Below are 19,666 nucleotides of genomic sequence, written 5' to 3'. Positions count from 1 at the left end.
ATGTTATACTAGTTAAGTTGAAAAAATTTGTTAGGAGTGTTTTCATGGCAGAACAATATAACGTCGGTGATATCGTAGAAGGGAAGGTAACTGGTATTAAGCCTTTTGGCGCATTCGTTGCAATTGACGACCAAAAGCAAGGTCTAGTTCACATCTCTGAAATTTCTCACGGCTACGTAAAAAATATCGAAGACCAACTTACTGTTGGAGACGAAGTAAAAGTTAAAATCCTTAACGTTGAAGAAGGTTCAGGTAAAATCTCTCTTTCAATCCGCGCTACTCAGCCTAAGCCTGAGCGTCCGGAAAGAAAGCCTCGCCCAGCAGCACCAAGCGGCGGTGGAAACAAGAAACAACAACAAACTTCTTCTCCACAAGGCTTCAACACGCTTGAAGATAAGCTTAAAGACTGGTTGAAAGAGTCTAACGACCGTCAAGCACAGCTAAACAAACGTCTTAAGAAGTAAGTGATGAAAGAAGGCAGCCATATGGCTGCCTTTTTTTTTGTGAAGATAAGAAAATTAAAAAATCAGTGAAGTCTAGCTACAGCACCCAGGTTCTCGAGTCGCTTCAGTCTTTCAGCGCTTGTCGAACCTACCGGGCGCTTGCGCTTTTCTTGTCTCGCTTCAGCGCCTACCCGCTGGAGGTCTTAAGACGAGCCTCATTGTGGCAAAGAGCGCCACATTGAGGCTCGTCTTAAGCTTGTCGCGGGTAAACAAGGCGCTTCCGCTTTTCAATTTCTAGCTTCAGCGCCCAGGTTCTCGATCGCTTCAGACTTTCAGTGGAACACAAAAGACCGTGTTCACCTGAAAGCCTTCCAGCGCTTGTCGAACCTTTCGGGGCGCTTCCGCTTTTTTTGTCTAGCTACAGCACCTACCCGCTCGAGGTCTTAAGTCAATCTTCATTGTGGCAAAGGGCGCCACATTGAGGCTCGCCTTAAGCTTGTCGCGGGTGGACAAGGCGCTTACGCATTCTTAATTATGTTGTAGAGCGATCTGGTTCATGTGAAAGCTCTTCAGTCGGCTTGAAAAGTAAAGTTAGGCAATAAAGTCCGCTTAACCCAACAAGACCATATACAATTCGAGCAAGCGCAGCATTTTGCCCGCCGAAAATAGCAGCTACAAGGTCAAATTGGAAAAATCCAATGAGGCCCCAGTTAATCGCACCGATAATAACTAATGCAAGAGCAATGCGTTGTATTGTGCTCATGAGACTACCTCCTTTTATTAGGAAACATAGCGGTTCATTCATAAGATAACTCACGGAGTCATTCATTATGCATAGCTGGCAAAAAAAGTTTGGCCAAACAGATTACTTTATTTTAAAAATAGAATGAGGCATAATAAAGTCAAACTTCCATCAGAGATGTTTTATTTCTGATGGTTAGTTGAACGAATCGGACCTTTAGGGGCAGTTAACTCTCACCTAAACTTCTTGCGTTACTAAAGTTAAAGAGGTGAGTGTTTACTGCGCCTTAAGGCTGGGATAAACGTGATTTGAAATGAAAGGGGACATAACATTGAATAATTTTACATTCCAAAATCCAACGAAATTGATTTTCGGTAAAGGGCAACTTGAAGCTCTTAAGAATGAGATTCCACAATACGGCAAAAAGGTCCTCGTTGTTTATGGCGGAGGAAGCATTAAGAAAAACGGTGTTTATGATAGCGTAATGAAAACATTAGACGAAATTGGCGCAGAAGTTTCTGAGCTAAGTGGTGTAGAACCGAACCCACGTCTTACTACAGTTCATAAAGGTGTTAATATCTGTAAGGAAAATGACATTGATTTCATCCTAGCAGTAGGTGGCGGTAGTGTAATTGACTGCACAAAAGCTATTTCTGCAGGCGCTAAATATGATGGTGACGCATGGGACTTCGTAACGAAGAAAGCAGCTCCAAAAGCAGCTCTTCCATTCGGTACAGTTCTAACGCTAGCAGCAACTGGTTCTGAAATGAACCCTGGTTCTGTTATCACAAACTGGGAAACACAAGAAAAATACGGCTGGGGACACCCACTCGTACATCCTAAATTCTCAATCCTTGATCCAGAGAACACGTACACTGTTCCAAAGAACCATACAGTATACGGAATGGTAGACATGATGTCTCACGTACTTGAGCAATACTTCCACCCAGAAACAGAAACAGAGCTTCAAGAAAACATGCAGTTCTCTGTTCTTGAAACTGTTATGGATACAGCTCCGAAATTGCTTGAAGACATGCAAAACTATGACCACCGTGCAACAATCATGCTAAGTGGTACAGTAGCTCTTAACCAATCTCTACAGATGGGTGTTCGCGGTGACTGGGCTTCTCATAACATCGAGCACGCCGTATCAGCTGTATACGATATTCCACATGCTGGTGGTCTTGCGATCTTGTTCCCGAACTGGATGAGACACAACCTTGATGTGAACGTAGGTAAGTTCAAGCGTCTTGCTGTTAAGGTTCTTGGTGTAAGTGAAGAAGGTAAAACAGATCGCGATATCGCTCTTGAAGGTATCGACAAGCTAAGCGCGTTCTGGAGCAGCCTTGGTGCACCTAACCGTCTTGCTGATTACGATATTGACGATAGCAAGATTGATCTTATGGCAGACCGCGCAATGGCTAATGGCGCTTTCGGTAATTTCAAGTCACTTGAGCGTGACGATGTAATTGCAATTTTGAAAGCTTCTCTATAAGAAGAAATGATGTAAGGACCGTTCCGTTTGGAGCGGTCTTTTTTTGATAGAGATGAAATGATGGAAGGTTTCAATCGAATAATCTAAAATTCGAGCGTTGTAGATTGTCCCCTAAAGTGATGAAAAGATATTAGTTCAAAAGCAGTTCCAAGATCTTTAAAAAGAAATCTCTTTAGGTATACGCTTACATGGGTCGGTGTTCTTGATTTCGAATACTTCTTCGGATAAAGTTAAACTTGAGTGAAGAATAAAAAATGATAATTGGAGGCTAACTATGACTTCAAAAGTAAGTTTTGACTATTCAAAAGCATTGTCGTTTGTTGGCGAACATGAAGTAACATACATGAAGGATGCAGTGAAGGCTGCACATGACGCGCTACATAATTCAACAGGAGCAGGCAGCGACTTTCTTGGCTGGCTAACGCTTCCACATGATTATGATAAAGAGGAATTTTCACGCATTCAGAAATCTGCTGAGAAAATCAAATCAGATTCTGACGTTCTTCTTGTTGTTGGTATCGGTGGATCGTATCTAGGAGCACGCGCAGCAATTGAAATGCTGAACCATTCTTTCTATAACGTACTAACTAAAGAAGAGCGTAAAACACCACAAGTCTTCTTTGTAGGGAACAACATTAGCTCAACTTACGTGAAAGATCTCTTCAGCGTACTTGAAGGAAAAGACGTTTCCGTTAACGTTATTTCGAAATCAGGTACAACGACAGAACCTGCAATCGCGTTCCGTATTTTCCGTAAGTTCCTTGAAGAGAAATACGGTGTTGAAGAAGCAAGACGCCGTATCTATGCGACTACTGACAAGTCAAAAGGTGCTCTTAAGACACTAGCTGACGAAGAAGGATACGAAAGCTTCGTGATTCCTGATGATGTTGGTGGACGCTATTCTGTTCTAACTGCAGTTGGACTTCTTCCAATCGCAGCGAGCGGAATCTCCATTGAAGATATGATGAAAGGTGCACAAGATGCTCAAGATGACTTGAACACATCTGACCTTGCATCAAACCAAGCTTATCAGTACGCAGCTGTTCGTAATGCGCTTTACAATAAAGGGAAGAACATTGAGCTTCTTGTGAACTACGAGCCATCCCTACACTATTTCTCTGAATGGTGGAAGCAGCTCTTCGGTGAAAGTGAAGGAAAAGACAACAAAGGTCTATTCCCAGCTTCTGTTGATTTCTCAACAGATCTTCATTCAATGGGCCAATACGTTCAGGATGGTCGCCGTAGCCTATTCGAAACAGTATTGAACGTTGAGAAGGCACGCCATGAAATCACAATCGAAGAAGATGACAAGAACTTGGACAAGCTAAACTATCTTGCTGGCGAAACAATGGACTTTGTTAACCAGAAAGCATTTGAAGGTACTATGCTTGCTCATACAGATGGTGACGTTCCGAACTTGATCGTGAACATCCCAGAAATGACGCCTTACCACTTCGGTTACCTTGCATTCTTCTTTGAGAAAGCATGTGCTGTATCAGGTTACCTTCTAGGCGTGAATCCATTTGATCAGCCTGGAGTTGAAGCTTACAAAACGAACATGTTCGCGCTTCTAGGTAAGCCAGGATTCGAGAAAGAAAAAGCAGAGCTTGAGGATCGTCTTAAGTCTCACGAATAGAAATACAAGGAGAGTGCTGCGGCACTCTCTTTTTTATTGGCTCTTTTCGTATACATTTTTGCTATAAGCGTGGGTTAATTTCCGCTCCAGGATGCTCGCTTTCCGCGGGGCGGGCGGTGAGCCTCCTCGTCGCTACGCTCCTGTGGGGTCTCACCTGTCCCGCTAGTCCCGCAGGAGTCGAGCATCCTTCCGCTCCAATTAGCTAAGTGTGGTTTTTATATAAAAATCCTTTTAAAAGCAACAATCTTTTAGAAAAGAGCCTTTAGATTTAAAGATAAGAAAGTATGAAATTCAGTTAGGTCTAGCTCAAGCGCACCCGTTTAAGGTCTTAAGCTTGTCGCGGTTGAACAATGCGCTTGCGCTTTTCTTATCATGAAATTCTCTCTGTTTGGACACGATAAGCGTAGACTACGTATAACAGGGAGGAAGCACCTATGATTCCAATGGATTCTGTGCTCGAAGGCAAAACGATTGAACTTAGCATTATGGAAGACAAGCTGCGTCAACTTGGCTATAGCTATGGAGGCGGTTGGGAATATGATCACGGCTATTTCGATTATAAAATCGATGATGAGGACGGCTATCTTTTTCTAAGAGTACCGATAAAAGCTGTAAAAAAAGAGCTAGATCAAGATGGCGCGATTGTTGAAATCGGTCAACCGTTCATGCTCTCTCATATGTACCAGGCAGGAGTCGATCCAAAAGGAAACATCACCAATATTACTGCGTCTTTTAATCAGTTTCAGGAGCCAACAGATAAAGATGCTGAAATCGATGAGAAATGGTTGAAATACGGTGAGCGCTATCTAAAAGAACTCGACGCAGCGCTCATGCCTTATGTGTGAATCACAAGTAAATGATCATCGGGTTGAATGATAAACGAAGGGGAGGGGTTCATTACCAGTTCCTTCCCTCTTTTAACACCAATCATGAGAATGTCCTTTTCATTTAGGCGCTGTGCCACATCACAAAATGAATCGTCACTGAACGCTTCCGCACTCATAAAATCAATTTGATTTGGCTTCAAATGTGTCAGTATCTCGAGTAGTGTTGTTGAAATCCCGTGTGAGAAAACACTATTCGTCATCACGGTACTGAGTAGATGGGCACTCTCAATAATTTCATCAGCGCCAGCACGTTCAGCATTAACGATTTGTTCTGGAGATAGAATCTCGACAATCGTATAAACCGTAGGATTAATCCCCTTTACGGTCAAAAGCGTCAGGATCGTTTGCATATCAACTTCGAGCTCACTTTTGTACTGATCCGCAGTAATCAGAACGGTATGAGCCTCTTCTACATTCGCGTGCTTTAACGTCCTGTCTTCACCAGGATTCCCTTTTACAAAATGAATCCCTTCTTTCTGAAGAGGATTTTCAGTTAACGATTGGTCGACCAAAACAATTGATCTTTCCGGCTGGTTAGCTAGCAGGTCACTGATTGTATACCTGCTTCGCGAATTCCATCCAATAATAACCACATGATTGCTACGGGTGTAACCTCGCTCACCTCGCCCGATTGAACCTTGCTTCACCACAAAAGTCGAAGCGAGCTTTGCCATATAGAAAGTCATGAAGCCCGCACCGAACATGATAAACACGATTGCAATCGCTTTTCCTTTAACGGATTCAGGTGAAGCATCCCCATACCCGATCGTTGATGCCGTCACAATCGCAAACCAGACCCCATCAAAAACAGTTGGAAACATGTCTGGCTCAACTAGGTGCATAATAAAGCCCATGGAAATAAGAATAAGTGCAGTTAAAACACCGAGTTGTAATATAGGTGGATACCGAGATATATAATAAACTAAATTACGTAACCTCAAAATAAACGCTCCTTTCTCCATTCCCATTATGTCCATCAATCACTGGAAAAAAACGACACGTGTTTGATCAATCGCAATAGGGTAAAGAAAGGATATGACAGTTTAAAAAAGGGTGATTAACATGAGAACTATATCTTCATTCCTCGTATCGGTTGTACGCCTTATCTTTGGCATCATCGAAGCGATTCTAGGAATTCGTATATTATTGAAACTATTCAGCGCAAACCCCGGTGCACCATTCGTGCAGTGGATCTATGATACCTCAGCGCCACTCTTATATCCGTTTAGAAATATCTTTCCAACCACGGAATTCGTCGGCCAATATGTCGTTGAATTCTCGGCAGTGTTTGCACTGATTGTATATAGTATTGTCGCGTCATTGATTGTAAGGTTTGTTGCGATGGGATTGACTGAACGAGAGAGAAGGTAAGGTAGTAGGAGAAAGAAACGCCGGGAGACGGCGTTTCTTTCTTTTTGTAAGAAAATAGTTGCTGTTCTGATTAAGGCTATGATAAAATAAATTTTGTCGACAGGAAATCGCTGTCATTTATACGGGGCATTAGCTCAGCTGGGAGAGCGCTACACTGGCAGTGTAGAGGTCAGCGGTTCGAGCCCGCTATGCTCCATTGATAATAATCTGTTAGAAAAATCACTATAATAGAAAGAGCCTTTCATCGTTCAAAGTGAACATATGGAAGGCTCTTTCTTATATGATCAATAATAGTCCTCATTAGCTAAACTCAGGAAATTATTGTTAAAATAGTAACGTAGAATCTTATACGAAAAATTATTCATGCACGATATATTATTTGTTAGACCTTCTAAAAACTATAGTAACTTTCAGCTTTCAATAGAAGTTTGCATGAGGAAAAGGAGGAACTATTTCATGAAACACCGAAACTTAGGAAATACAGGAATAAAAGTCTCCGAGGTTGGATTTGGAGCATGGCAACTAGGGAATGAAAAAGACTGGGGAAAGATGACAGAGGATGAAGGAATTCATTTAGTGAGGAACGCGATGGATTCCGGGTGTAATTTCTTTGATACTGCTCCTAACTATGGAGCTGGGAAAAGTGAAGAACTGCTTGGGAAAGCTTTTAAAGGAAAAAGAGATCAGGTGGTCATTAGCAGTAAATGTGGACATCATTCGAATGGTGAACAAAACTTCCAACCTGAAAAATTGATGGAATCAGTAGAAGGTAGTTTACGAAGGTTACATACCGATTATCTTGATAGTCTTCTCCTTCATAACCCACCTTTCTCAACCCTTAATGGAAACGGCCCGCAGTTTGAAGTACTGGAAAAACTGAAAGAGCAAGGGAAGATCAGAGCATATGGAGCTTCGGTCGATACTGGAGTAGAGATGGATGAACTATTAAATAAGACGGATAGTCAGATTATTGAGGTTATGTTTAATATATTTCATCAAGAACCAGCGGCTGCGATACAATCAGCTGAAAATCAAGGGGTTGGCGTGATTACCAAGGTGCCTCTCGATTCAGGCTGGCTGACAGGAAAGTATGATGAGAAAAGTAGATTTAGCGGAATTAGAAGCAGATGGAGTGCGGAAGAAATTGAACGAAGAGGAATTCTAGTCGAACAAGTTCGACGTATTCTGGGAGATGATATTTCAATGGCACAAGCAGCACTGCAATTTATTCTTTCCTATCAAGAAGTATCTACCATTATCCCTGGAGCAAAAGACATTCAACAATTCAACCAGAATATAGCTGCATCAGAAGGCAGCTTATCGATCGAAATGATCAACGAGTTAAAGGATATTTGGGCAGTAGAAATAAAGGACTCGAAGCTACCCTGGTAAATATGATCAGATAAACAACCATTTGCATGGATTCGGTGCCTGAGCCTCGAAATGTTAATTTAGTAACGTTTCGAGGCTCAGGCACCTTTTTTCCTGTAGTGCAGTCTAATTCAGGATAACGCCGTCCACAATGGAAAGTTTCCCTTCCTATGATAAACTTCATTAATAAGCTCATAAAACAAACACGCCGATTTTTCACAAATCCTCAATCTTGTAGGTATCAAATCATCAAAATTCGCTCCTAAAGTACGGCAAATAAAGTTTTCACAATGCTAATGCAGTCTTATCATGTATAGTTAAAGCATAATGTAGGAAGAGTGAAGGCGAACCAAACTATAACCAAGGGGGAAATTGAATGCGAAGGATCATCTTATCGACCGAAAGCGGTGCCGACTTACCAGGTGATTTAGCTGAAAAGTACGATGTTCAAGTCGTTCCCATGCACATCATTATGGATGGAGAGGATTATTTAGACGGTTCTTTGCCGGTCCAGGATATTTATGACTATTACGGACGTACGAAGAAAATACCTTCTACCACCTCTACAAATGCTCATGAGTATCAAGAGTTCTTCGCAACTATAAGAGAGAATTTCCCAGACTGCACTATTATACATATTGGATATACATCAAAAGCGTCTTCTTCTTTTCAAAATGCTGTCATTGCTGCGAAAGAATTTGAAGACGTTTTTCTCATTGATGCTCTGAACGTTACTGGTGGATTAGCTGCAATTGTATTGTATGCCGCTAAAGTTTTAGAAAAAGAACCTAGCATTGAACCGGAACGCTTAGTTGAAGAAATAGAGGCAATCGTTCCTAAATCAAGGCTAGCTTTCATCCCAGGCAGCCTTGAGTTTCTTAAAGCGGGAGGACGGGTAAGCAATATGGCTTCCTTGATTGGAGCTCTATTGAAAATAAAGCCATGCATTGAGTTGAAAGATGGAAAGCTTATGTCTACAAAGAAGTACCGCGGGAAAATGAGTGGAGCTAGTGAAAAACTTTTCAGTGATTACTTAAATGAATTCAACATTGATCGAGAGCAGCTTTATTTTATCTACTCAATCGGACTCGACGAAAGGATCAAGCAGCGGATGGATGAGGTTGCCAAAGAAAACGGATTCCAAAATATAAGATGGATCCAAGCGGGCGGAATGATTTCGACTCATTCTGGAGCGGGGGGCTTCGGGATAGCGGGCTTAGAGGAATAGTACGGGTTAGACTCAGTGGGGAAGTTTCTCTTGATTCTATTTCAAGGTAAAAAATCTTGAGCTTTCAACGGGTTAAAGGGCATTAATTGTATGCAAATTAATGGACGATGAATCGCGAGAACCGTTTAGAGGATATTCATTAAAAGGTAGGCACGCCAATACAAAGGGAAGAATCCACGGTCATTAGTATATTCCTTCTAGTAGGTGTAGAGACGATGGAGAGCGAATTCATATTAAGAAGAAACAGAAAAAATAATGCGGCTTGTTAATAATGTATATATATTTGGAGGGTGAGTGTCTGGCTACGCTCATTATTTTAAAGCATTTAGTTCGGAATTTTCAAATTAGCTGTGTAGGTATATGAAACCTGTTTTGAATATGTATTGGGAGAAGCAGAACAATTAAGTGTAGAAATAGGTAGGACGTAATCCAATTGCAGGGATTGCGTCTTTTTTTAAAATTGCCATAGGCAAGTGCCCGTAAGATCCATCATTTATTAGATAAGAAATTAGAATACTTTATGTCTTACCGTAAATTAAGGGGTGAAGGATTCCATTTAACTTATGTGACTAGCTTATTAATTAGGAAGATAGCTCTCAAGCTCGCTTAACTTAAGTGTTGTTTGGTGAATTCCTGATATATTTTTTTGGAGTTTATAAGCAATTAATCCATTGTTAAACTCGTCTTTAGCTTCAGCGATTTTTTCTGATTTTTGTAAATTGAGACCTAATATTATATAACAGTCGCCTAAAGCATAAAAAATGTAATTCTTATGACACATTTTAATAGCTTTTTCGCAGTATTGTATTGATAACTCGTATTGATTTAATAACATATGTGTCCTTGCAAGATTATATAGCAATCTAATATGTAAATATATATCTGTGTAATTTTCCTGTAGCAGTAGAATATCACTTACTTCTTCATAGATATTTATCGCTGTTTTATAATCACCAGTATCTACATATATATTTCCTTTGCATATCATTATTTCTAAATTCATTTTATAAGCTTTAGTATTTTTTCCCTCCAAATTTAATGCTACATCTAAAGTATGTAATGCTTTATTGAGATTTTTATAATAAAAGAAATCAACAATGCCCTGATGCCATAATAATAACTTTCTTTTATACCCCTTTTGGAAAACATAGTTATTTATCTCAGTATTAATAATTTGTTGTAAAGACTCATAAGAACGACTCGTACTTGCCTCTCTCAGTTGCTCTTCTACTTCTAAATAATAGTCATGATTATTGTCAAATGAACTTTCCATTAGATAATCAATGTTAATGCCCAAACGAGAAGACAACCAATAAGCTATATCTATCGATGGATACGAATCGCCTTTTTCAATCAGGCTCAAGAAAGCCTGAGTACAAATACCCTCTGCTAATTCTGCTTGAGATACCCCAATAGATTTTCTATATTCTTTAATTTTTTTTCCGAAATTAAGTTTAGTAATAATAAATCAGTCCTAAAAAAGTAGATTTTATAAATATTCTTATAAATTATATTATACCAACATGATTTTAATAGATAAAGTTAAAGATACATTGAATTTTCAGTTAATATGGATGTTTTTGTAATTTTTAAAAAAAATATACTTGAGGTATTGTTCTTGTTGGGAGTGGTTATATGAAGAAGTCAGCTATTGTTTTTTCTATAGTTTTAAAGATTATGGTGCTATCTATAATAGTCACAAGTAGCCCAGAATCATTTTCAGAAGATGCTATTACAGCATTAAACCAGACAATTACAACATATTCTGATGAAGATCCAGGAGCTCTTAATTAAGGAGACATTTAATTATGAATAATGAATATTACATGAATTTCGCAATCAATCTAGCAAAGTATACTAAAGGCCAAACTAATCCTAATCCTCCGGTTGGTGCAGTATTAGTAAAGAACAATCAGATAGTGGGGTATGGAACCCATTTATTTGCAGGTGGGTCTCATGCTGAGCGAGTGGCTATTGAAGTGGCAGGTGAGCAAGCTGAGGGTTCTACACTTTTTTTGACGCTTGAACCATGTAATCACCATGGTAAAACTCCACCTTGTACGGATTTAATAATTGAAAAGGGAATAAAAAAGGTGGTAATAGGAGCGATAGATCCTAATCCACAAGTTTCTAGTAAAGGCATAAAAAAATTAAAAAGCCAAGGTATTAAAGTAGAAGTAGGAATACTTGAAAATGAATGTAATGAATTATTAGATGCCTTTTCTCATTACATAACTACTAAAAGACCTTATGTAACCATTAAAACTGCAGTATCACTAGATGGCAAGATGGCTACAGCTTATGGAGAAAGTAAGTGGATCAGCAATGCAGAAAGTAGAAAGGATACGCATACTTTAAGACACGAATCTTCTGCTATTTTAGTAGGTGTTGAAACCGTTATCAAAGATAATCCCTCTTTAACCTCTAGGCTAGAATTTGGAGGGAAAAACCCCATTAGAATCATTTTAGATTCTGACCTGCGTATTCCGTTAAGTTCAAAAGTATTAACAGATAATGAAGCTACTACAATTATTCTGACTAGGAAAGAAAATGACAACTTTTACCTTGGTACCAATGTAAAAGTTGTGGGATTAGAAAATGGACCTTATGACATATCAGAGGTTGTTAATTATTTGGGAGAACAGCAAATCATGTCCTTACTTGTAGAAGGAGGAGCAAAAGTTATTAGTAACTTTATGAAAAGTAGAATTTATAATCGTGTAATTGTTTATGAAGCGCCAATAATAATAGGTGGTGAAGGTTTATCTCCTTTTCAAGATTTCAAAATAAATTCTATCAGCCAGTCTTTAGAATATGACCTTAAAGAAGTTAAGCAAATAAAGGACAATATAAAAAAAACCTTTATTAAAAAGGAGGAATTGTATGCAACTAACTAGATTTAATCATTATAAATTAAAAGAATTTAGCGAGAAAATTGGAAATACATCTCTGTTAGAGATACCTCATAAAATTGAAAATAATGGAAGAATTTACGCTAAGTTAGAATGGGAAAACCCAACAGGTTCGATTAAAGATCGTCCAGCTTTTTCAATGTTAAAAAACGTATTAGAAACTTATAGTGGTAACCCTAAAGAGTTGCACATACTAGAGTACAGTGGGGGCAACCTTGGACTTTCTCTTGCAAAACAATGTCATTTGTTAGAGATTAATCTTACTTTAGTACTAAGTTCCGGGTCAAAAAAAAGTTTATTAGAGGAACTAAATAGTTTAAACGTAACAGTTGAATTAGTTGATAAGGAAAAAGGTTTTTGGGGTGTTATGGATAGAGCTATTAAAATGTCTCAAGAAGATTCAAGATATACATTTTTGTATCAACACCAAAATGATATTAATATTAATGCTCATAAAAATGGTACTGGAAAAGAAATAATCAAACAACTTCAATCATTAGAAGTTTCTCCTGATGCGTGGGTAGCTGCAGTAGGAACAGGGGGGACATTAAGAGGTGTCTTTGAAAGTTTAAAGTCAGTTAATGATAAATTAAAATTACACTTAGTGATTCCCAAAGAACTCTCATATGGAAGTAATGAACCTCCGAATAGCTTACCTAAATTTGCTGGTTCAGGCGGATTGGGAGATGGACGAAAACAGAGATTTATAGAAGAAATTGAAAATGATGTCCATGATTTTTGGGAGATAAGTTATGATGATTGCTTAAAGAAAATGTATGACTTTTACATTACGTCCGGAATTAGAATTGGTTCATCGGCAGCTGCTAATTTGATTGTTGCTGAAGAAGTTGCAAAAAGTTTAGGTGAGAGTGCTACAGTGGTTACGGTTTTCCCTGATCAAGGTACAAAAGAAGAATGGGAAAATTTGATTAGTTAGGAGAGATTACCATGAGCCAACTGAAAAAATATCTATCAAAATATACTGAAGTCATATGCAGTACAAACTATAATCTTGCTCTAGTAGGTCCTATTGATTTACCTATTGAAGTGAATGGTGAAGTTGTTAAATTCAGCTGGTATGTATGGCTTAATAAAGCGCTAGCTGACAAAAACGAAACTGACTTAATTGATTTTGTTAGTTCCAATGATATAGGAGATTACCAATTTTCCTCTGTTTTATTATATGGAGATGTAAACAATCTGGATCAAAGTCCATTTGTACGTTTTCATAGTATTTGTCATACAGGTGATATATTTGGAAGTAAAAGATGTGATTGCGGAGAACAGTTAGAAAAATCATTAGATATGATTGTTGAAAATGGTAGTGGAGCACTCTTTTACTTAGCCAATCATGAAGGTAGAGGGATTGGTTTGTTTAATAAGGCATTAACTTATATTTTACAAGAGAATGATTTTGATACGGTGGATGCAAATCTTGAGTTAGGGTTAGAAGAAGATAGCAGATCATATTCCGAAGCGATCACAATATTGAAGCATTTAACCTCAAGAGCTGTAACACTTATTACAAATAATCCTCAAAAAATTAATAGTTTAAGAGAAGCTGGGGTTGATATAAATGAAGTAATATCACTCTGGACTTCTAAATCTCATTTTAATGAATTTTACCTTAAAACAAAAGTGAAAAAATCAGGTCACTTAATTAATAATTAGTAGGAGGAATTTATATGCATACTGGTCCAATTACTGCGGTTTGTTGTAGCAAAGATAATAACAGAATTTTCACAGGGGGATACGATAAAAAAGTCATCTCTTGGGATCAACAAACAGGAGATGCCAAGTTGTTAGGATCACACGAGCACCTTGTTAATGGGTTAACAATGTCTAACGATGGAAATTTATTAGCAAGTGCTTCCTCTGATTATACTATAAATTTATATGATATAAAGACTAATAAAAAAGTGAATACATTGAAAGCGCACTCTGATGATGTAGAAGACTTAGCTTTTAATGATAACGATACATTATTAGTTTCAGTCTCTCGAGACAATCGTTGTTTAGTGTGGGACGTCCAAACAGGGGCTGTAAAAAATGAATTTTGTCTTCATGATAAGGATGTATTAAGTGTTTGGATTAAAGAGGATGTTGCATTTACAACAGGTGACGATGGAAAGGTGTTTATTTGGGATATTACAACATCAACCTTAATAAAAGAATTAGGTCCATTTGATTATGAAATAGACACGGTTGCTGGAAGTAAAGAACTAAATCTCTTCGCAATTGGTAGAGATGATGGCAAGGTGATGTTTTATAATGCTACTTCCTTTGAACTGGTTCAAGAACTAAAGGCTCATGAGAGGGGCATAAAACAAGTATCTTTTTCTCCTTCAGGGAATCTTGTACTTACGGCCGGTTATGATCATCAAATAAAAGTATGGAACACCACTAATTTTTCACTCTTTAGAAAATTAGAAACAACTACATATCAGTGGGAAAGATCCCTTGCTTGGTCATCTGATGAAAAAAAGGTTATAGGATCTAGTTTTGGAAAAAAATTCAACGAGTGGAATGTGAATACTAGTAAACACGTAAATAAAAGTGAAGTCTTGGCAACCCCCTCGATCAATGGAATTGCAATTGATCAAAATAATAACGTTGTTAGTGCTTCAGATGATGGGGTATTTAGGCTAAATGGAAAAGAGATTGCCAAATCAAAGGGTGTACTTACAAATGCAACAAGTACTTCAACAAACGGTGAATATTTAGCTTGGGGAGATCATGCAGGTGAAATCCATATAGTTAATAAAAAAACAGGTCATGTAGAGAGTATAAACTTAAGTACTGGCCCAATAAATACTATTGTTTACGATGAGTTTCAAAACTCTTTCTTTATTGGGACATATGGAGGCTATATTCACGAAGTATCGCTAATTACTTTAAAAGAATCCCGTTCCTGGGATGCACATGACGGGGCCGTGAAAGCACTCGACTTAGATGAAAATACTATAGTCAGTGTTTCATCAGAAGGCGTATTATATGTTTTTAATAAAACTAAGGAAACTGTGTTCAAAGAATTTTTCGGTCCATTATCCATTGCTAACGATGTAACATTAGACTCTAGTAGAAACAGAATTATCGTTGTTAGTCGTGATAAAGTAGTTAGAGTTTTCGATCAAAATTCTGGACAAGTTATAAACCAACATAATAGACACAGATACTCGATTAAATCTGTAACTTCCACAAGTGATGGCAAAATTATAAGTGGAGATTACTGGGGGAACATAGTAATTATCAATGAGGATAATAGTATAGTCGGACCTCTAAAGATAGCTAATAATGGGCTGAGTTCGTTAGTCAGCTATAAAAATGATGTTTATGCAAGTTCGTATGATGGTGGTATCTATAAAATTAATCAAAATAATGATGTTTCCGAACACTTAAGGTTATTTAAGCAATAAAAAATAGAAGAAAGGTGATTGTGACTGCAATCATCTTTCTTCTATCTAAATGTAATTTAAGGAGGTAAAAATAATGCAACTGATTTCTCTTGCAAATAAAAAAGGTGAGCTCAATAACTTGTCATTTCGAGAAGCTATGGGGTTACCCGAAGACTATATTAATTTAAATATACATGACTTATCTAAAGAATTTAATCTGATTCAAAAGCTTGATGAGAAGAGTTTAATCAATGTGATTGAATCTTTAAATGAGCCGTTAAAAAAAAGGTATGCTGCCGGGTTAATGTTGAACTTACTTGGTGATACCAGAATATGTACTCTAGATCCTCAAATGGTTACAATACCATCCAACCATATTTATATTGGATTGGATAAGGAAGATGTACCAAGAATTGTAGAACAGTATAATGAAACCGGAATCATAGAAGAATGGATAGAAAAAGAAACACCTAAAATCAAGGTTGATGTAAAGACTTTTAAAATATCAAAATATCCAATCACTAACATGGAATTTAAAGATTTTATAAATGATCAATATGGTGAAGAAACCCCATCTAGTTGGGAATTTGGACGCTATCCTATTGAGAAGGGCAACCACCCAGTATATACAATTACACCTGAAACTGCCGAAAATTATGCTCATTGGTTATCGAAAAAAACAGGAAGGAAGTTTAGATTACCTACAGAATATGAATGGGAATATGCAGCGGGAGGCGCTGATCAATTAGAGTTTCCATGGGGTAATGAATTCCTTGAAAATAAGTGCAACACTGTTGAGGCTGGAATATTAGATAGTACGCCGGTAGGCATATTCCCAGATGGTTCCTCACCCTTTGGAGTGTTAGATATGGCAGGCAATATTGAAGAGTACGTTGCTGATAATTATCAACCTTATAGTAAGGGAAGTATAGTAGAGGATGATTTATTAAAAAAAGCAGGAAGTTATAGAGTTGCTAGAGGAGGTAGCTTTACAAGGTTAAAGGATTTAGCAAGATGTAAAAGGCGACATGGCAAATTCCCGAGCGACTTGTATGTTATGGGGTTTAGGTTGGCGGAAGATATATAATGCTGAAATTAGTAGAAAGGTTTTATTAATATGAAACATGCGCTATTAATAGGAAGTTTTCCATATGCAATTGAAAAATTTAAAAACAACGGTTTTAAAGTAACTATTCTTATTTCTAAGAATGAGTTGAAGTTCGGTAATAACAGCATTGAGAAGGCTGATATTTCATTAATAGAAGACTATCATTGGGATAATAAGACATTAATAAAAAAAATAGAGTTTTTACATCAATTGGAAATGTATGATTGTGTTTATTCTTTTACTAATGATGGCATTGAATTAGCTGCAGTTTTGGCTGAAAAATTAAATGTACCTGGATTAAAAAAAGACCCCGTATTTACGACACAAAATAAATATAAGTTAAGGAAGTCTCTTGATAAATATCCCGAAATAAATATTGAAAGTTGTTTATTTAGTGAATGTAAATGGGAAGAAATTTCGTTTCCCTTGGTACTCAAGCCTATCAGTGGTATGGGAAGTAAAGGTGTTAAATTAATCAACCACTTTAACGAGATTAAAATCACCGACAAAAATAATTCTTATTTACTTGAAAAATACGAACAAGGCAGAGAATTTAGTGTAGAAACATTTAGTAATAACAATAAACATCATTTACTAGCAATAACAGATAAATTGAATACTGGACCACCTAATTTTGTAGGAATCACACATTCATTACCTTCTCAAGTTTCATATGAGGATGAAAAGAGAATCTTTTCAGCAGTTGAAAAATGTTTAAATGCTGTCAATTTAGATTTTGGACCTGCTCATACAGAAATTGTGTTGCAAGAGAGTGGAGTGAAAATAATAGAAACTCAAATCAGAATAGGTGGTAAATTTTACCATCTATTAGAGCGTGGCATAAACATTGATGCTATCCAATTAGTCATAGACGCTTTACTGGATGATTTCAATCACCATATTGAATTTAATAGAGCAGGTGGGGCTGCTATTAAATACCTACATGCTAGTAATGGGAAGGTAACAAATTTAGAAGTTCCTGAATCTGTTTACAATAATAAAACACTAATTGATTTGAATATAAGAACATCAATAGGTGATGTAATAAAGGAATGGGAAAGTACAGGGGACCGAATTGGGTATGTGATTTGTAACGGCAAGGATACTAAGGATGCACTTTTAAACGTTAATAATATATCAAAGCTTATCAATATTTCTACAGTAGGTGATTAGGATGGCGAACCGAAATGTTTTGTGCTTTATTGAGAGTAACCCAATAGGGTTCGAAGTGTTAAAAGAAGCCTATTTAAAAGGAATTTATATCGTATTTGTAACATCAGATTTAGCATATTATGAAGATAAAAAACAAATTCAAAAAAAGTATATTCATGAGATCATACAAATTAAGGACACTTCGGAATCGGATTTAATAACTAGTATTTTATCTTCCAAATATAAGAAAGATCAGTTGTTAAATGTAATTAGTTTAAATGATTTGCATTTGCCAGTTGCAGCCAGAGTAGCTGAAAAACTCGGTGTTGGGTTACAAAGTGCATTAAGTATAGAAATACCTTCAAATAAATACAAGTTTAATAAACTTTTAAATTATTTGGAGATTACCACACCAAATTTTTGTTTGACAAATGCTCATAATGCATTTTTTACTGCTAATAAAATCGGTTACCCTCTGGTAATTAAACCCATAAACGGCACAGGAAGTAAGTTCGTAAAATTAATTAGAGACAAACATGAACTATCTCGGTATCTTGATGAAATGAAGTCTCAAAAAAGTTTTGGTAGAAGTATGAATAGGTCAGATGAATATTTGATAGAAGAGTACATTGATGGTGATTTATTTAGTGTAGAAGTAATGATTCAAAATGGTAATCCCATAATTTTTGGGGTTACTAAGAGAACATTAGAAGGGGATCCTTATTTTATTGAAAAAGAATCAATCTTCCCAATTAAGAATTTAAATATTCCTAAATTAAATAATTATATTGAACGAATAATCGAAGCTCTTGGCATGAAATGGGGATTTGCCCATATAGAATTTATTTATAAAAAAGATATAGGCTTATACTTTATTGAAATGAATCCAAGGTTACCAGGTGGGGTAATACCAAAAATGATTTCAAAGTACTATAATATTAACCTCAACGAAGTGGCTGTCAACATTTATTGTGGAAGCATGAATAACCTTAATCTAGTAGAAAGTAACACCTTACTGAAGTCGTATCATTTTATCCCTAAAGTAACTGGTACAATAAACCAAATAAAAATCCCAAGTAACCATACTATCAAATATAACGTAGAAGAGTTTAAATTGCTTCAAAATGAAGGAGCTTTTATTACAGACTTAAATTCAAATTTCTGTAGGCTAGGATATGTGATTATTAAGTCCAATACTTTAAAAAAGATAGATGAAAAATTAAATAATGTAAAAAATGAAACATCATTTAATCTGATAAAGGAGTGATGGAATGAGAGCTGTAGATGAATATCAAAAATTGCTAAAAATAAGCTTTTTAAATAGTTATCAGCAAAATCTAGATTTATGGTCAAAAGACGAAGGGCTAACTGAAATCGCTCAAATATTTGCAACAGCTGTTGAAGATAAATTCACTCATGGTAAAGTCCTTGATATTGGGTGTGGTAATGGAAGACATAGTAAATTATTTGATTCTAATTATCATTATACGGGCTTAGATTTAATTTCAAACAACGAGTGGGGGAGGGTCGAAGAAGAAAGAGAAAAAGTGGATTTTATACAAGAGGATTTTTTGTTTTCGACAAAAGATATTGGTTATTATGAAGGTATTTTAGATAATGGATGTTTTCACCATCAAGATCCAAGTAAATATACAGATTACTTAACCAAGGTTAGAAATTCACTTGTGGATAATGGACTGTTTATGTTAGGAGTCTATTCAACTGGAGAGAGAGAGAATAAAGGACAATTTAAAACTCTACCAAGTGGTAAATATAAAAAAGTATTTAGTGGGGGCGAAATCGAAGAATTATTGAATAAGCACAATTTTAATATAGAAAAATCTTATTACATATATAATGAACAAAGAAGTCGTTATTATATGGGGATATTATGTAAAGTGAACAGTGATAATTTATGAGAGAATG

Annotated in this window: 19 protein-coding genes and 1 tRNA gene; 17 read left to right on the top strand and 3 right to left on the bottom strand. The window is 36.7% G+C overall.

Annotated elements, in window-relative coordinates:
* The first annotated feature begins 44 nt into the window (after window positions 1–44).
* The gene (gene yugI, locus FBF83_RS14735) at window positions 45–464 is read left to right on the top strand and encodes a S1 domain-containing post-transcriptional regulator GSP13 (RefSeq protein WP_136947925.1); all 420 of its coding nucleotides are present in this window, start codon (window positions 45–47) and stop codon (window positions 462–464) included.
* A 511-nt stretch (window positions 465–975) separates the two neighbouring features.
* On the opposite strand, the gene FBF83_RS14730 is transcribed toward yugI, so the two are convergent.
* Window positions 976–1,206 carry a DUF378 domain-containing protein gene (locus tag FBF83_RS14730; protein ID WP_136947924.1) on the bottom strand — a complete coding sequence of 77 codons (231 nt, stop codon included), beginning with the start codon at window positions 1,204–1,206 and terminating at the stop codon, window positions 976–978.
* 310 nt (window positions 1,207–1,516) lie between these two features.
* Here FBF83_RS14730 and FBF83_RS14725 point away from each other — a divergent pair, with 310 nt between their 5' ends.
* From FBF83_RS14725 to FBF83_RS14715, 3 genes are all read left to right on the top strand, one after another.
* Complete coding sequence (locus tag FBF83_RS14725) at window positions 1,517–2,680, top strand: iron-containing alcohol dehydrogenase (RefSeq protein ID WP_136947923.1); 1,164 nt, start codon at window positions 1,517–1,519, stop codon at window positions 2,678–2,680.
* A gap of 274 nt (window positions 2,681–2,954) precedes the next feature.
* Window positions 2,955–4,316: a glucose-6-phosphate isomerase gene (locus FBF83_RS14720; RefSeq protein WP_136947922.1), complete on the top strand. Its 1,362-nt coding sequence runs from the start codon at window positions 2,955–2,957 to the stop codon at window positions 4,314–4,316.
* 434 nt (window positions 4,317–4,750) lie between these two features.
* Window positions 4,751–5,161 (top strand): YugN-like family protein, encoded by a 411-nt coding sequence (locus FBF83_RS14715; protein ID WP_136947921.1) that lies wholly within the window; start codon window positions 4,751–4,753, stop codon window positions 5,159–5,161.
* Here the strand turns inward: FBF83_RS14715 and FBF83_RS14710 are convergent.
* Entirely contained in the window at window positions 5,152–6,144 is a 993-nt protein-coding gene (locus FBF83_RS14710) for a potassium channel family protein (RefSeq protein ID WP_169525508.1), read from the bottom strand. The two genes, FBF83_RS14715 and FBF83_RS14710, sit on opposite strands and share 10 nt — an antisense overlap.
* Before the next feature lie 121 nt (window positions 6,145–6,265).
* Between FBF83_RS14710 and FBF83_RS14705 the strand changes: the two genes are divergently transcribed.
* From FBF83_RS14705 to FBF83_RS14690, 4 genes are all read left to right on the top strand, one after another.
* Window positions 6,266–6,574 (top strand): YggT family protein, encoded by a 309-nt coding sequence (locus FBF83_RS14705; protein WP_136947919.1) that lies wholly within the window; start codon window positions 6,266–6,268, stop codon window positions 6,572–6,574.
* Between the two features lie 123 nt (window positions 6,575–6,697).
* A tRNA-Ala gene (locus FBF83_RS14700) sits at window positions 6,698–6,770 on the top strand.
* 260 nt (window positions 6,771–7,030) lie between these two features.
* Window positions 7,031–7,966, top strand: coding sequence for an aldo/keto reductase (locus FBF83_RS14695; protein WP_136947918.1), 936 nt, complete (start codon window positions 7,031–7,033; stop codon window positions 7,964–7,966).
* A gap of 355 nt (window positions 7,967–8,321) precedes the next feature.
* Window positions 8,322–9,173, top strand: coding sequence for a DegV family protein (locus FBF83_RS14690; RefSeq protein WP_136947917.1), 852 nt, complete (start codon window positions 8,322–8,324; stop codon window positions 9,171–9,173).
* Between the two features lie 577 nt (window positions 9,174–9,750).
* On the opposite strand, the gene FBF83_RS14685 is transcribed toward FBF83_RS14690, so the two are convergent.
* Window positions 9,751–10,608 carry a helix-turn-helix domain-containing protein gene (locus FBF83_RS14685; protein ID WP_255436181.1) on the bottom strand — a complete coding sequence of 286 codons (858 nt, stop codon included), beginning with the start codon at window positions 10,606–10,608 and terminating at the stop codon, window positions 9,751–9,753.
* Between the two features lie 200 nt (window positions 10,609–10,808).
* Between FBF83_RS14685 and FBF83_RS20965 the strand changes: the two genes are divergently transcribed.
* The 9 genes from FBF83_RS20965 (at window position 10,809) to FBF83_RS14645 (ending at window position 19,659) form a co-directional block, all read left to right on the top strand.
* Window positions 10,809–10,967, top strand: a complete 159-nt coding sequence (locus FBF83_RS20965) for a hypothetical protein (RefSeq protein WP_169525504.1) — start codon at window positions 10,809–10,811, stop codon at window positions 10,965–10,967.
* Window positions 10,968–10,981: 14 nt separating this feature from the next.
* Entirely contained in the window at window positions 10,982–12,070 is a 1,089-nt protein-coding gene (gene ribD, locus FBF83_RS14680) for a bifunctional diaminohydroxyphosphoribosylaminopyrimidine deaminase/5-amino-6-(5-phosphoribosylamino)uracil reductase RibD (protein WP_136947915.1), read from the top strand.
* Window positions 12,057–13,022 (top strand): PLP-dependent cysteine synthase family protein, encoded by a 966-nt coding sequence (locus FBF83_RS14675; protein ID WP_136947914.1) that lies wholly within the window; start codon window positions 12,057–12,059, stop codon window positions 13,020–13,022. The genes ribD and FBF83_RS14675 overlap by 14 nt, the downstream gene beginning before the upstream one ends.
* A gap of 11 nt (window positions 13,023–13,033) precedes the next feature.
* The gene (locus FBF83_RS14670) at window positions 13,034–13,756 is read left to right on the top strand and encodes a GTP cyclohydrolase II (protein ID WP_136947913.1); all 723 of its coding nucleotides are present in this window, start codon (window positions 13,034–13,036) and stop codon (window positions 13,754–13,756) included.
* A 14-nt stretch (window positions 13,757–13,770) separates the two neighbouring features.
* A complete protein-coding gene (locus FBF83_RS14665) occupies window positions 13,771–15,501 on the top strand; it encodes a PQQ-binding-like beta-propeller repeat protein (protein WP_136947912.1) in 1,731 nt (576 codons plus the stop codon).
* A 73-nt stretch (window positions 15,502–15,574) separates the two neighbouring features.
* Window positions 15,575–16,567 carry a formylglycine-generating enzyme family protein gene (locus FBF83_RS14660; RefSeq protein WP_136947911.1) on the top strand — a complete coding sequence of 331 codons (993 nt, stop codon included), beginning with the start codon at window positions 15,575–15,577 and terminating at the stop codon, window positions 16,565–16,567.
* Between the two features lie 30 nt (window positions 16,568–16,597).
* Complete coding sequence (locus FBF83_RS14655) at window positions 16,598–17,761, top strand: ATP-grasp domain-containing protein (protein WP_136947910.1); 1,164 nt, start codon at window positions 16,598–16,600, stop codon at window positions 17,759–17,761.
* Window position 17,762: 1 nt separating this feature from the next.
* Entirely contained in the window at window positions 17,763–19,007 is a 1,245-nt protein-coding gene (locus tag FBF83_RS14650; RefSeq protein WP_136947909.1) for an ATP-grasp domain-containing protein, read from the top strand.
* 4 nt (window positions 19,008–19,011) lie between these two features.
* On the top strand, window positions 19,012–19,659 hold the full coding sequence (locus FBF83_RS14645; RefSeq protein WP_136947908.1) for a class I SAM-dependent methyltransferase: 648 nt from the start codon (window positions 19,012–19,014) through the stop codon (window positions 19,657–19,659).
* The last annotated feature ends 7 nt before the right edge of the window (window positions 19,660–19,666 follow it).

This window comes from Guptibacillus hwajinpoensis, assembly GCF_005144865.1.
Classification (GTDB): Bacteria; Bacillota; Bacilli; order Bacillales; family Guptibacillaceae; genus Guptibacillus; species Guptibacillus hwajinpoensis_A.
Note: the sequence above shows the minus strand (reverse complement) of the source record. Positions and strands in the feature narration are given on the sequence as shown.

What these genes read in the sequence shown, in the direction of transcription:
- FBF83_RS14675 (WP_136947914.1), top strand. Translation starts at nt 12,057, where the DNA reads ATGCAACTAACTAGATTTAATCATTATAAATTAAAAGAATTTAGCGAG.
- FBF83_RS14720 (WP_136947922.1), top strand. Translation starts at nt 2,955, where the DNA reads ATGACTTCAAAAGTAAGTTTTGACTATTCAAAAGCATTGTCGTTTGTT.
- ribD (WP_136947915.1), top strand. Translation starts at nt 10,982, where the DNA reads ATGAATAATGAATATTACATGAATTTCGCAATCAATCTAGCAAAGTAT.
- yugI (WP_136947925.1), top strand. Translation starts at nt 45, where the DNA reads ATGGCAGAACAATATAACGTCGGTGATATCGTAGAAGGGAAGGTAACT.
- FBF83_RS14670 (WP_136947913.1), top strand. Translation starts at nt 13,034, where the DNA reads ATGAGCCAACTGAAAAAATATCTATCAAAATATACTGAAGTCATATGC.
- FBF83_RS14650 (WP_136947909.1), top strand. Translation starts at nt 17,763, where the DNA reads ATGGCGAACCGAAATGTTTTGTGCTTTATTGAGAGTAACCCAATAGGG.
- FBF83_RS14705 (WP_136947919.1), top strand. Translation starts at nt 6,266, where the DNA reads ATGAGAACTATATCTTCATTCCTCGTATCGGTTGTACGCCTTATCTTT.
- FBF83_RS14655 (WP_136947910.1), top strand. Translation starts at nt 16,598, where the DNA reads ATGAAACATGCGCTATTAATAGGAAGTTTTCCATATGCAATTGAAAAA.
- FBF83_RS14715 (WP_136947921.1), top strand. Translation starts at nt 4,751, where the DNA reads ATGATTCCAATGGATTCTGTGCTCGAAGGCAAAACGATTGAACTTAGC.
- FBF83_RS14730 (WP_136947924.1), bottom strand. Translation starts at nt 1,206, where the DNA reads ATGAGCACAATACAACGCATTGCTCTTGCATTAGTTATTATCGGTGCG.
- FBF83_RS14660 (WP_136947911.1), top strand. Translation starts at nt 15,575, where the DNA reads ATGCAACTGATTTCTCTTGCAAATAAAAAAGGTGAGCTCAATAACTTG.
- FBF83_RS14695 (WP_136947918.1), top strand. Translation starts at nt 7,031, where the DNA reads ATGAAACACCGAAACTTAGGAAATACAGGAATAAAAGTCTCCGAGGTT.
- FBF83_RS14645 (WP_136947908.1), top strand. Translation starts at nt 19,012, where the DNA reads ATGAGAGCTGTAGATGAATATCAAAAATTGCTAAAAATAAGCTTTTTA.
- FBF83_RS20965 (WP_169525504.1), top strand. Translation starts at nt 10,809, where the DNA reads ATGAAGAAGTCAGCTATTGTTTTTTCTATAGTTTTAAAGATTATGGTG.
- FBF83_RS14690 (WP_136947917.1), top strand. Translation starts at nt 8,322, where the DNA reads ATGCGAAGGATCATCTTATCGACCGAAAGCGGTGCCGACTTACCAGGT.
- FBF83_RS14665 (WP_136947912.1), top strand. Translation starts at nt 13,771, where the DNA reads ATGCATACTGGTCCAATTACTGCGGTTTGTTGTAGCAAAGATAATAAC.